Origin of the sequence: Nonomuraea maheshkhaliensis (genome assembly GCF_039529435.1) — a bacterium.
GTDB classification, from domain to species: Bacteria; Actinomycetota; Actinomycetes; order Streptosporangiales; family Streptosporangiaceae; genus Nonomuraea; species Nonomuraea maheshkhaliensis.
Window position 1 is genome coordinate 1 of sequence record NZ_BAAAMU010000205.1, and the last position, 12,651, is coordinate 12,651.

Sequence of the window (12,651 nt, forward strand, 5' to 3'; positions counted from 1 at the left end):
CCGGGCGCCGGGCCGCGCGCAGCCCGGCGGCGGCCCGGTCCAGCTCCTCGGGCACGGGCACCGTCGCCCGGCTGGGGATGGTGCTGGGCAGCGCGGGCTCGTCGGTCTCCGCGTCCAGCACGTCCATGGGCAGCGCCACGAAGACCGGGCCGCGCGGCGGCGTCATCGCCGTCTTGACCGCGCGGCGCAGCACCCGCAGCACCGAGCCCGGATGGGTGACCCTGGTGGCGTACTTGGTCACGGGCGCGGCCATCGCCACCAGGTCCACGGCCATCTGGCCGTCCATCGCCTCGTAGCGCACGCCGGCCTCGCCGGCGATCACGACGAGCGGCGAGTGGCCGCGTTTGGCCTGGTAGAGCATGCCGACGGCGTTGCCGAGGCCGACGCCGGTGTGCAGCTGGACCAGCGCGGGGCCGGCCGTCGCCCGGGCGTAGCCGTCGGCGATGCCGAGCGCGGCGGCCTCCTGGAGGGCCAGCACGTACCGGAAGCCCGGCACCTCTTCCAGGACGTCGAGGAAGCCCTGCTCCACGGTCCCGGGGTTGCCGAACATCACGCCGATGCCGTCGGCGGCGAACTGCTCGAAGACGGCCCTCTTGGCCGGGCGGCTGCTCACGGGATTCACCAGCCGTAGCGGCGCAGGCCGGTTTCGAGCACCTCGACCAGCTTCTCGCCGGACAGGTACGAGTCCGGCGTGGAGCGCCCCGTGACGAACGGGTAGTCGACGATGACCGAGGTCTCCTTGCCCACGTTGCCGTGGTAGCGCCCGTCCGGCGCGGTGGCGTCGCGCAGGATGTACTCCAGCGGGTACGGCGGCGGCCCCATGTTGAAGTCCACGCCGAGGAACCCCGTGCCGTCCTTGTAGTCGTACTCCTTGCAGTGGCCGGTGACGTGCTTGCCCCGCAGGATGCTCATGCGGTCCTCCCAGTCGCGGGCGAAGGCGAGGCAGGCGATGCCGTAGCACTCGGCCAGGATCGGCTTGCCGGCCCGGACGAAGGCGAGGATGAGGTCGTGCACGCGGCCGTTGTTGGCCAGGTCGACGATCGGCCCGCTGCCGCCCACGAGGACGAGGGCGTCGTAACGGTCGATGTCGCGGTCCAGCCGGCCGAGCTCGCGGTAGTAGGCCTCGACCTTGCGCAGATGGCCGTCCTCGCTGTCGTACGGCCGTTCCGGGATCCATTCGGCCAGGCTGAGCGGGTCGTCGAGCCGGTCGGACTCGTCCACCTGCCGGGCGGCGACGGCCACCTCGGGGGTGGTCACCGAGCGGCCGAGCGGCGGGTCCACGTAGCCGGGGTCGAGGCTGGGCGGCAGGGCCTGGGGCCGCTTGCCGGTGGGAGTGGCGAACACGCTCCGGTAACCCTGCCTGTCGAAGGCGGTCAGCGGCCCGACGAGCTCTTCTCCCCAATATCCGAACTCGGAGAGAATAATAAGAATGGTGCGCGTCATACAGCGAATTCAAACAATCGCCGGGATTCACGGACAAGGCCGGCCCGCCTATTCCGTCAAGTCCGGCAAATGACCTGATACTTCGTCATGTGTCCCGGGTGCGCTTCCCGAAAGAACGGCAGAATGGTCGTCAGCCGATTCTGGAGGGTCGTGATGCCCGAGCAGCACCGGCCGGTCCTGCTGGCCGTGGACGACGACGACCACGTGCTCCGCGCGGTCCGGCGCGATCTGTCCCACGCCTACCAGGAGCGCTACCGCGTCCTCGCGTCGAGATCGCCGGCCGAGGCCGTGCGCCTGCTCGACACGCTGCTCGACCGCCGCGCGGAGGTGGCGCTGATCCTGTCCGACCAGCGCATGCCCGGGATGACGGGGATCGAGTTCCTGGCCGCCGCGGCCGAGCGCTTCCCCACCGCCCGCCGGGTGCTCCTGACCGCCTACGCCGACACCAGCGTCGCGATCTCCGCGATCAACGAGGTGCGGCTCGACCACTACCTCGTCAAGCCGTGGGAGCCGCCTGAGGAGCGGCTCTATCCGGTGCTCGACGAGCTGCTGGCCGACTGGGAGTCCGGCTACGAGCCGCCGTACCAGGGCATTCGCCTGGTCGGTCACCGGTTCGCGCCCGCCACCCACCGGCTGCGCGACCTGCTCACCCGTCATCGCCTGCCGTTCAGGTTCGAGGAGGGCCCGCGCGGCGCGGCCGGGCTGCCCGTGGTGGCTCTGCCCGACGGGCGCTCGCTGGTCCGGCCCGGGCACGCCGAGGTGGTCGAGGCGCTGGGCCTGGCCACGGAGCTGAGCCACCCCCACTACGACGTGGCCATCGTCGGCGGCGGCCCCTCCGGGCTGGCCGCCTCGGTCTACGCCGCCTCCGAGGGCCTGGCCACACTGCTGATCGAGGCGTACGTGCCGGGCGGCCAGGCGGGCACCTCCAGCAGGATCGAGAACTACCTGGGCTTCCCGTCCGGCATCTCCGGGGTCGACCTGACCAGCCGGGCGGTCACGCAGGCCCGCAGGTTCGGCGTCGACGTGCTCGCCCCGGTCGAGGCCGAGCGGCTGAGCCGGGCGGGGCGGGCCTGCGTGCTGCACCTGTCCGACGGCAAGGAGATCACGGCGGCCACCGTGCTGCTGTCGACCGGCCTGTCCTACCGCAGCCTCGACGCCGCCGGCGCCGGCCGCTTCGAGGGCGCGGGCATCTACTACGGCGCCACGCTGACGGAGACCGAGTCGTGCGTCGGCAAGCCCGTGTGGATCGTCGGCGGGGCCAACTCCGCCGGTCAGGCCGCGCTCCACTTCGCCAAGCACGCCGGCCACGTCACCATGGTCGTCCGCGCCGCGAACCTGTCCCAAGGGATGTCGGCCTACCTGGTGGACGAGATCGAGGCGGATCCGGCCATCACCATCATGACGAACACACAGCTCGCCGGCGCCGAGGGCTCCGACCAGCTGGAGCGCATCGTGCTGCGCGACGGCGTGACCGGCGCGCTCAGCACGCACGAGGCCGAGCACCTGTTCGTCTTCATCGGCGCGAGGCCCAGGACGGAGTGGCTGGACGACATGGTGCGCAGGGACGAGCGCGGCTTCGTGCTGACCGGGCCCGACCTGGGGCCGGTCGCCGAGCTGCCCGCGTGGGACCTGCCGCGTCAGCCGCTGCTGCTGGAGACCAGCGTGCCCGGCGTGTTCGCGGCGGGCGACGCGCGGGCGGGCTCGGTCAAGCGGCTGGCCTCCAGCGTGGGCGAGGGCGCGATGGCGGTGTCCATGATCCACCGCTATCGCTCGGAGAGCTGAGCCTCGGCTGTCCGCGCCTCCGGGCCGCCGCTCCGGGAGCGTCCGCTCTCCGAGCCGCCGACCAGGCGGCTCAGGGGGAGCCTGACCACGAAGCGGGTCTCCCCCGGGCGGGTGGTGACCTCCATCGTGCCGCCGTGCCGCTGCGCCACGATGTCCATGCTGACGTGCAGGCCGAGCCCGGTGCCCTTGCCCAGCTCCTTGGTCGTGGTGAACGGCTGGAACACCGTGGGCAGCACGTCGCCGGGGATGCCGGGCCCGTCGTCGCGGAACTCCACCACGGCGTGGCCGCCCTCGCGCCGGGTGCTGATCGCCAGCTCGCCCTCGCCGTTCATGGCGTCCACGGCGTTGTCGATGAGGTTCGTCCAGACCTGGTTGAGCTCGCTGGGGAACGCCTTCATGTCGGGCAGGTCGGCGTAGTCGCGGCGCACCCGTACGCCGCGCAGCTTCGGCGCCATGAGCGCGAGCGTGGCCTCCAGCCCCTCGCGCAGGTCCACGTCGCGTTCCGGCGCGCGGTCGAGGTTGGCGTAGGCGGAGGTGCGCCCGACCAGCTCCACCACCCGCCGGCCCGCCTCGGCCGCGTCCCGCGTGAGCGAGGCCGCCCGCAGCACCCTGGTCAGGTACGTCAGCGCCGGGCCGAGCGCCTCCGCCCGCAGTCCGGCGGCCAGCTCGTCCAGCCGGGCGGGGCACGCGCCGTGCTCGGCCAGGACGTCGCTCAGGTCGGCGGCGTGGGCGAGCCCGCGCGCCTGCAGCCAGTCGGCCACCTCGTCGGCCGCCTCCGCCTCGGCCAGCGGGTCGAGCGGCACCCTGGGCGTGAGCTCCCCCTGGACGCGGGCGACCAGCCGCCACTCGGCGTCGTCGCAGGCCCGGCCCCACGCGACCGCGGCCTCGGCGAGCCGTGGCGTCAGGTCGCGCAGGTCGCGGGTGGCCCGCATGGCCGCCGCGGCCGGGTTGTTCAGCTCGTGCGCCAGCCCGGCGGCGAGCATGCCGAGCCCTTCCAGCATGCGGCTGCGCCCGGCCTGCCGTTCCATGGCGTTGATCCGCCCGGCCAGCACCGGGAGCAGCACCCTGGACACCGGCGGGCAGCGCTCCAGCATCTCGAAGAAGCCGTCCCTGTCGTAGGCGACGACCCGGGCGGGGCCCACGGCGAGCGCGCTGGCCAGGTACTCGCCGCTGGTGAGCAGCGGCAGCTCGCCGATGAACTGGTGCTCGATGCTCTCGCCGGTGTGCCTGGCCAGCACCTGCTCCCTGCCGCCGACCAGCTTGGTCACCACGATCTGGCCGCCGAGCAGCACGTAGAAGGCGTCGGCCGGCTCGCCCTCGGAGAACAGCGCGTCCCCGTCGGACAGCTCCATGAACCGGCCCGTGCGCGCCACCCAGTCGAGCTGCTCGGCGTTCAGGCCGCGGAACAGCTCGGCGCCGCACAGCCGCTCGGTCACCCATGCGGGGACAGGCACAGGTCCTCCGCCTTCCTTCCGTCGCGGCCACGCAGCAGCCGGTAGGCGTGGGCGGCGGACACCAGCGTGACGTGGTGGTGCCAGCCCTGGAAGGAACGGCCTTCGAAGTGGTGCAGGCCCGATTCCCTGGACACCGCGGACAGCTCGGACACCGCCCTGTTGCGCAGCTTGATCAGCCCCGCCAGGTCGGGCACGCGGTGGCGGCCCAGGTCGGTCAGCCACATGGAGCGGTTGCCGACGCTGCGCCAGCTGTGCGCCGGCTCGTACGGACGCGGCAGCGCCCGCCCCGGCACCACCTGCAGCCGGGGCCTGGCGGGCTCCAGCACCGGGCGGACCACGGCGCCGGGGCCGATCGAGGGCATGGTGTGCCGCGAGACCCGGACCAGGTAGGGCAGCCCGCGCTCGGCCAGCCCGCCGAGCAGCGACTCCACGCCCGGCATCGCCCTGGCGTCGGCCACGATGGGCGCGGGCGGCAGACCCCAGTCGATCACCATCTCGTCGATCGCCTGGAGCAGGTGCCGCCAGGCCGGCCGGCTGCGCTCCCGATCGGGCAGGCGCGCGCCGCTGCGCAGTTCCTCGTCGTCGTCCCACGAGCGCGGCAGCAGCAGCCGCCAGTTGACCGGGCACCCGCCCTCATCGCCCACAAGGACGACGGCCAAGCCGAGCTGGCAGTTGACCAGCCGGCCGGCGGAGTGCACGAACTGCCTGGCCACGCCCACCGACTTGGAGCCGTTCTTGGGGAAGACGACCTCTTCGAGCACCCACGCCTTGGGGCGGACGGCCTGGACGAGGATCTGCGCCAGGCGCTGCCGGACGAGCCGCCAGTCCCAGGGGCTCTGGTTGACGAACTGCTGCAGGCACTGGTCGACGGGCCGTCCCGTCACCTGCTCGGAGATGCGCCGGATCGATTTGCGGCCGGGCACCGAGAGCAGGCCCTGGACATACACCTCGCCCCAGCGGCGCTGGTCGGAACGGAGGAAGGAGGAGAAGAGATCCTCACAGAATGGCGAGAGCCATATCTCCTGCGAGTCCAATTCCGTATAGATGGTCATACGACCAACCCCTAAATATTTCGAGATTCCCCCTTTTCACCATTAATTATCGGAATATCCGGGGCGGGGTGACAGGACGAGCTTATGCTGGCACTGCCACTTCTATATATGACGGTCAGATGTCGTCCCGCCAACAAGACGTCCGGCCGGACGGACATCCGGCGGCAAGACGTCTCACCGGCGAAAACGCCTGTCCGGCAAACGTCTCACCGGCACGACGTCGAGCCTCATGGACCGGTCCGGCCCATGAGGCTCGACGTGCGGGTGCCGGTGTGTTCAGCCGCCGCCGGTGATGAAGCCGGCGGCGCGTTCGGCGATCATCACGACCGTGGTGTGCGGGTGGGCGCTCACCAGCGTCGGCATGACGGAGGCGTCGGCCACCCGCAGCCCCTCGACGCCGCGCACTCGCAGCCGCGGATCGACCACCGCGCCCGCGTCCGAGCCCATCCGGCACGAGCCGGCGAAGTGGTAGTAGGAGCCGGTGTTGGCCTTCACCCATGTGCGCAGCTCGGCGCGGGTGGTCACGTCAGGGCCCGGCGCGACCTCGGTGAGCCCCCATTCCCCGGTGAACGCCTTGGTGCGGTAGAGGTCCCTGGCGATCTCCACGACGGTGACCGTGCGTTCCAGGTCGTACGGGTCGCCGAGGTAGTCGGCGTTGATCAGGGGGTAGGCGGCGGGGTCGGGGCCGGCCAGGCGGACCCAGCCGCGCGAGACGGGCCGCACCAGCGCGGTGAGGCTGAGGATGACGTGCGGGTCCACCAGCTCCCGTACCGGCGCGATGGGCTTGCCCGTCTGCACGCGGCGCACCACGTTGGCGAAGAACTTCTCGCCGAACGGCGCGCGGTGCACCAGCGCCACCTCCAGATCGGGCACGGGCAGGCCCTCCTCGGACCCGCAGAACACGGCGACCTCGGTGACCTGCCCGCGCGGGTCGTCGCCGGGCTTGGCCATGTAGCCGATGGGCCCGATGACCAGGGGGTGGTCCTGGAAGTTCGCGCCGACCCCGGGCAGGTCGGCCAGCACGGGGATGCCGTGCTCGGCCAGGTGCGCGGCCGGTCCGAGGCCGGACAGCATGAGCAGCTTGGGCGACTGGATGGCGCCCGCGCAGAGCACGACCTCGGCCTCGGCCCGCGCGGTGTGCGTGGCGCCGTTGCGGGTGTACTCGACGCCGGTGCAGCGCCCGCCGTCGAACAGGAGCCTGGTGGCCGGGGCGGCGGTCATGACGGTGAGGTTGGGGCGGCCGAGCGCGGGGTCCAGGTAGGCCTCGCGAGCGCCGTGGCGCAGGCCGTCCTTGATGTTGACGTGGTGCCAGCCGGCGCCGAACAGGCCGGCGTTGAAGTCGTCCAGGCGGGGGTGGCCGAGCTCCACGCAGGCGTCGATGAACGTGCGCGACACCGGGTTGCCGGTCTCGGCCGCGTCGACCACGGTCATGGGGCCGTCCTTGCCCGCCGTGGGGTTGTGCCCGTCCCGCTGCGCCTCCAGGTGCTGGAGGGTGGGCAGGACGTCCTCGAACGACCATCCTGGGCAGCCCTGGTAGGCCCAGGAGTCGTAGTCCTGCGGCCGGCCCCTGGTGTGCATCATGTGGTAGACGTTCGAGCCGCCGCCCAGGCCGCGCCCGGCCGCGCTGTAGACGCGGGAGCCGCCGAGGCCCGGCTGGGGCTCGCTCATGTACGCCCAGTCGAGGTCGGTCAGCAGCACCTCGTTCCACCGGTGCGGGGTCCTGACCGCGTCGGTGACCTGCGCGTCGCCGGCCTCCAGCAGCAGCACCGAGGCGCCGGGGTCCTCGCTGAGCCGGGCGGCGAGCACGGAGCCGGCCGCGCCCGCGCCGATGACGATGTACCTGTAGCTGTCTGCCACGGTCGGCTCCTTAGGTGAGCAGGTCGGCCGCGCGCTCGCCGACCATCATGGAGGCTGCGGCGGTGTTTCCTGCGGGGATGGTCGGCATGACGGAGGCGTCGGCGATCCGCAGCCGCTCGGCGCCGTGCACGCGCAGCTCGGGGTCGACCACGGCCATCGGGTCGCGGCCCATGCGGCAGGTGCCCACCGGGTGCCACACCGTGCTCGCCGTCGCGCGGACGTAGGCGCGCAGGTCCGCGCCGTGTCCCGGCGCGCTCTCGCGCTCGCGGAAGACGGACATCGCCTCGGTGTGCGCCAGCTCCCTGGACAGCTCGATCCCGCGGACCAGCGCCCTGAGGTCCTCCTGGTCGCTCAGGTAGCCGGGATCGACGAGGGGCGGGTCTCCGGGGTCGGCCGAGCGCAGGGTGAGCGTGCCCCTGCTGCGCGGCTGGGCGAGCACGGGCGCGAAGGTGAAGACGGGCCCGTCCACGCGGTAGGAATCCTCGACGAACTGCACGGGGCCGAACAGCAGTTGCAGGGCCGCGTCGTCGGGCGGGAACAGGCCGGCCTCCGCCAGCAGCTCGGGCGGCGGCAGCTCGGTGCGGCAGGTGTAGGCGACGCCGAGAATGAGGTGGTCGTGCAGGTTCGCGCCGACGCCCGGCAGGTCCACGGCGGTGGCGAGCCCGTGCCGGCCGAGGTCGGCGGCGGCGCCGATGCCGGACAGCATGAGCAGCTTGGGCGTGGCCAGCGCGCCGCAGGAGACGACCACCTCGGCGGCCGCCTCGGCCCGGTGCGTGACACCGTCGCGCACGTACTCCACGCCCGTGGCCCTCGTGCCGTCCAGCAGCACGCGGGTGGCCACAGCGCCGGTCTCGACGGTCAGCCGCGGATGGCCCTTGAGCGGGTCGAGGTAGCCGTAGGCGGTGCTCGACCGTTCCTCGTCCTTCGTCCTGGTGGACTGGTAGGCGAACGCGCCCTCCTGGGCCACGCCGTTGTAGTCCCAGTCCTCGCCGCCGGGGTAGCCGAGCTCGCGGGCGCCGCTGATGAAGGCGCGCGACACCTCCGACATCCGCGACAGGCGGGCGACCTTCATCGGGCCGCCGCTGCCGTGGTAGGCGTCCTGGCCGTGCTCGTGGTCCTCGGCCCGCTTGAAGCAGGGCAGCACCTCCTCGTACGACCAGCCGTCGTTGCCGAGCTCGGCCCAGTGGTCGTAGTCGCGGCGGTTGCCCCGTACGTACAGCATGGCATTGACGCTGGTACCGCCGCCGAGGGCCTTGCCCTGCGGCAGCGGCACCGAGCGCCCGTCCAGCCCCTGCTGCGGAACCGTGAGGTACGGCCAGGTGACGTCCGGGTCGCCCCACAGGGACGTCATGCCCGGAATGCCGGTCTGGCGCATCGCGGGGACGTCGGCGCCGCCCCCCGCCTCCAGCAGGAGCACGCGGGCCTGCGTGCGCTCGACGAGCCGGGCCGCGACGATCGCGCCCGCCGCGCCGGCGCCCACGACGACGTAGTCGTGGCCGTGGTCGTGGTCGTGGTCGTGGCCGTGGTCTGGGCCGTTGTCTGGGCCGTTGTCTGGGCCGGACATCAGCGGCTCTCCGGCCCGATGATCCAGTGCTCGGTGGTGACGAGCCGGTGCACGTAACGCGGTTCGACGAACGACTCCATGTCGGACTCGGCCTTGGCGAACTCGGCCGAGGCGAGCGCCGCGGCCAGGTCGTCGCGGCTGTCGAAGGAGAGCAGGTAGGCGGCGTCCAGCACGGCCTCGCCGATGCCGTACGCGCCGTCCCTGACGTGGCACTGCAGGTAGCGGCGCAGGCCGGGCACCCGCTTGACCAGGTCGGCGTGCGCGCCCAGGCTGCGGCTCCTGAACTCCGCCAGCGGCACGCCTTCCTTCCGCTTGACCAGCACGATCAGCTTGACGCCTGTCGCGCTCGCGAGCTCGGGCCCGGCGACCACCTCGTGGGCGTCGGTGTCGAGCACGACCGTGCGCCAGAAGGCCGCCCAGCGCGGCTCGTCCATGCGCGCGCCCTCCAGGAACTCGGGCGTCTGCAGCGATTCGAGCTGCTCACGCTCGTCACGCAGCCAGATCTCCGCGACGCCGCTCCACAGCGGCTCGCCCTCGCCCGGCCAGAACGGGATCCGGGTGTCGATGAGGTATTTCCTGATCTGGGGGATCTTGGAGGCGTACTCGACGGCGTGCACGTTCAGCCAGTACTGCTGGAACTCGTATTCCGTCATTCCCGGCTTGGGGGCAGCGAAGATGAGTTGGTGGATCACGATGTCTTCCTCCGTCATTCGGCCGCGGTGATCGACTGCGCGTGCTTGAAGACGCCACGAGGGTCGTAGGCCGCCTTGACCCGCTGCAGCCGGGGGTAGTTGTCCTTGTAGTAGAGGGTCTGCCAGGGCACGCCCGAGCGGTTGAACGCCGGGTCGGTGATGTCCGGGTCGGGGTTGTTGATGTAGCAGCCGTCGGCCTGCTCGCCGGGCACCGGGTAGCCGCCGGTAGCCGACCAGACCGCGCCGTACAGGTCGCGCAGCCAGCCGATGTTGGCCGCGTCGGCGGCCGGGTCCTGCCACTGCGTCTCGAACAGGGTCCAGAACGCGGCGTCGCGGTGGGCGAGCGCGGTCCTGGTGGACGGCACGGCGTTGATCGCGCCGCCGCTGAACCCGGCCAGCGTCACCGCGCCCGCCGGGTTGGCGAAGTCGGTACGCGTGAGCGCGTCGTACATCGCGCCCGCCTGGACGGGCGTGTACGACGTGCGCAGGTACGCCGACTTCGACGACCCGCGCAACGTCGGGTTGATGAACGACGGGATGCTGGCCGCGATCAGCCTGACCGCGTGCAGCCAGGGCAGCTTCTGCGCCGGCTGCGCCGCCACCACCGCGTCCACGCCGAGCCCGCTGGTCAGCGCCGCGAGATAGCCGCTCAGCAGCCCCTCGGCGCCGGGGGCCGCCGCGTCGACCTGGGTGAGCAGGAAGACGTTCTGGGCCGAGCGATGCGCCAGAGAGGCGACCCCGGACAGTGCCTTGGCCGGCGAGTCCGGGGCGGCGGCGGACTCGTACCAGGCGCCCCAGTTCGTGACCAGGGCGGTGAACGTGGCCCGGTCCAGCATGCTCCACGGGATGCCGACGGCGCTGAGCAGCACGTCCTTCGGCGGGCTGACCAGCAGCCCGCCCGGGTCGGTGCCGGTGCGGCCCTGCGTGCGGAACCAGAACGTCGTGACGACGCCGAAGTTGCCGCCGCCACCGCCCGCGCACGCCCACCACAGGGCGTGGTGCGGGTCGTCGGGGTCCCTGGTGGCCACGATCGCGCGGGCGGTGCGCGAGCGGTCCACGACCACCACCTCGACCGCCGCCAGATGGTCGATCACGGCCCCGAACTGCCGGGACAGGAAGCCGTAGCCGCCGCCGGTGGTGTGCCCGCCGATGCCGACCGTCGGGCACATGCCTCCGGGTATGGTCACGCCCCACTTCTTGTAGAGGGTCTCGTAGACGTTCGACAGCCGGGCGCCGCCCTCGACCGCGAACGCGCCACGCCGGGTGTCGAAGTACACGTCGTTCAGCCCGGCGAGGTCGATGACCACCTTGACCTCGTCGTTGAAGACGAACGGGGCCAGGCAGTGGCCGCCGGAGACCACCGAGATCCGCTTGCCCGCGTCCACCGCCTCCTGGACCGCCGCCACCACCTGCTCGGTGGAGCTGACCACGCGGACGTAGTCGGGCCGGCCGACCCAGCGCTGGTTGTAGCCGACGGTCAGTTCCTGGTAGCGGGGGTCGTTCGGGAACACCGTCGCGGGTCCGGCCACCGGGCCTCTGTCCCGTACGGAAGCTCTGGTTTCTGCCGCTTCGTCCACCGCCGCCACGCCCGCGGCGGCCGCGGCGGCCGCGGCGCCGCCCAGTAAACCACGCCTCGACAGGCCTTTCATGGATCGTTCCTCCTCGCCCTATTGGTCGTCCACGAGCCCTTGGCCCAGGTAGCCGTCACGGGCGCCGGGCAGCGCGTAGAAGAAGCCCCCGCCCTCCGGCCGGGTGAACGCCTCCATCGGCTCGCCCCGCAGCCGTTCCTGGGCCTGAAGGAAGTTGGCCAGCCTGCGCTGGTAGCTGACGAAGACCAGGCCCTGGTCGAGCAGGCCGTCGGCGTCGAGCCCGCGCGAGTAGTTGAAGCCCCTGCGCAGCATCGCCTTCTCCGGGCCCGCCGTGCGCGGGTTGGCCAGCCTGATGTGCGCGTCGAGCGGGATGCGCTCGCCCCGGGGATCGTCGGCGTAGCGCGGCAGGTCCGTCTCCTTGGAACCGTCCAGGGGCGCGCCCGAGTCCTTGCGGCGACCCATCACGCGTTCCTGCGCGGCGAGCGGGGTACGGTCCCAGCGTTCGACGAACATCCTGATCAGGCGGACGGCCACGTACGTCCCGCCGAGTGCCCAGGCGGGCTCGCCGTCGCCGGCCCCGACCCAGACCGCCCGGTCCATCAGCGCCGCGTTCCCCGCGTCGGGGTTGCCGGTGCCGTCCTTGAAGCCGAGCAGGTTGCGGTTGTCCGTGGCGCCCGCCGTGGCGACCGGGTCCGGACGGGCGAAACCGTCCTGGGACCAGGCGAGCCTCAGGCTTTCGCCGGCCGCCACGGTCAGGCGGCGCAGCGCGTGCAGGCACACGTCAGGGTGGTCGCCCTGCACCAGCACCAGCAGGTCGCCGTGGGTGCGCGCCGGGTCGAGCCGGTCGTTGGCCAGCGCGCCCATCGGCCGCAGCTCGGCGGGGCGGCGGTCGGCCAGGCCGTACCTGCCGTCGAAGAGCGAGGCGCCGACGCTGAGCGTCACCAGCGCCGGCTGGTCGCCCTGGCCGAGCAGGAGCGAGTTGTCGGACGGGGGCAGCGTGGCGGCGCTGGGGGCCGGGGCGCGCCCGGCCATGAGGGTGTCCATCTCGTCCGACAGCCTTCGTAACGTTCCCGCCAGCGCCTGCCGGTCGCGGTCGCGGCAGTGGAACGCGGCCACCAGGCAGGCGAGCGCCGGCCCGGTGAGGACGCCGGGCTGGTGCTCCCCTCGGAACGATCCTCTCGGGACCCGCCCGTTGCCCGCTCCCCCGGCGGGTGCTCG

10 protein-coding genes are annotated in these 12,651 nt (G+C 72.5%); 1 reads left to right on the forward strand and 9 read right to left on the reverse strand.

Translation table 11 applies throughout. The annotated features are described in order from the left end of the window. Together ABFX54_RS54045 and ABFX54_RS54050 are read right to left on the reverse strand one after the other, a co-directional pair. Nucleotides 1-613 (reverse strand): thiamine pyrophosphate-binding protein (locus ABFX54_RS54045; RefSeq protein WP_346115135.1); only part of this gene is annotated, 613 nt, incomplete at its 3' end. Nucleotides 614-618: 5 nt separating this feature from the next. Further along, nucleotides 619-1,443 carry a type 1 glutamine amidotransferase domain-containing protein gene (locus ABFX54_RS54050; protein WP_346115136.1) on the reverse strand — a complete coding sequence of 275 codons (825 nt, stop codon included), beginning with the start codon at nucleotides 1,441-1,443 and terminating at the stop codon, nucleotides 619-621. A gap of 153 nt (nucleotides 1,444-1,596) precedes the next feature. On the opposite strand from ABFX54_RS54050, the gene ABFX54_RS54055 reads away from it, so the two are divergent. Then, complete coding sequence (locus ABFX54_RS54055; RefSeq protein WP_346115137.1) at nucleotides 1,597-3,225, forward strand: NAD(P)/FAD-dependent oxidoreductase; 1,629 nt, start codon at nucleotides 1,597-1,599, stop codon at nucleotides 3,223-3,225. Here ABFX54_RS54055 and ABFX54_RS54060 read toward each other — a convergent pair. The 7 genes from ABFX54_RS54060 to ABFX54_RS54090 all read right to left on the reverse strand — a co-directional run. Then, nucleotides 3,207-4,679, reverse strand: coding sequence for a sensor histidine kinase (locus tag ABFX54_RS54060; protein ID WP_346115138.1), 1,473 nt, complete (start codon nucleotides 4,677-4,679; stop codon nucleotides 3,207-3,209). The two genes, ABFX54_RS54055 and ABFX54_RS54060, sit on opposite strands and share 19 nt — an antisense overlap. Then, nucleotides 4,658-5,731 (reverse strand): IS701 family transposase, encoded by a 1,074-nt coding sequence (locus ABFX54_RS54065; RefSeq protein WP_428834666.1) that lies wholly within the window; start codon nucleotides 5,729-5,731, stop codon nucleotides 4,658-4,660. Before ABFX54_RS54065 ends, ABFX54_RS54060 begins: the two co-directional genes overlap by 22 nt. Nucleotides 5,732-6,007: 276 nt before the next feature. Continuing rightward, a complete protein-coding gene (locus ABFX54_RS54070) occupies nucleotides 6,008-7,588 on the reverse strand; it encodes a GMC family oxidoreductase (protein ID WP_346115139.1) in 1,581 nt (526 codons plus the stop codon). A gap of 10 nt (nucleotides 7,589-7,598) precedes the next feature. Then, nucleotides 7,599-9,152 (reverse strand): GMC family oxidoreductase, encoded by a 1,554-nt coding sequence (locus ABFX54_RS54075; RefSeq protein ID WP_346115140.1) that lies wholly within the window; start codon nucleotides 9,150-9,152, stop codon nucleotides 7,599-7,601. After that, entirely contained in the window at nucleotides 9,152-9,844 is a 693-nt protein-coding gene (locus ABFX54_RS54080) for an EthD domain-containing protein (protein WP_346115141.1), read from the reverse strand. Before ABFX54_RS54080 ends, ABFX54_RS54075 begins: the two co-directional genes overlap by 1 nt. Before the next feature lie 14 nt (nucleotides 9,845-9,858). Beyond that, a complete protein-coding gene (locus ABFX54_RS54085; RefSeq protein WP_346115142.1) occupies nucleotides 9,859-11,493 on the reverse strand; it encodes an FAD-binding oxidoreductase in 1,635 nt (544 codons plus the stop codon). Between the two features lie 18 nt (nucleotides 11,494-11,511). Further along, a partial coding sequence (locus ABFX54_RS54090) for a Dyp-type peroxidase (protein WP_346115143.1) occupies nucleotides 11,512-12,651 on the reverse strand: 1,140 nt, incomplete at its 5' end.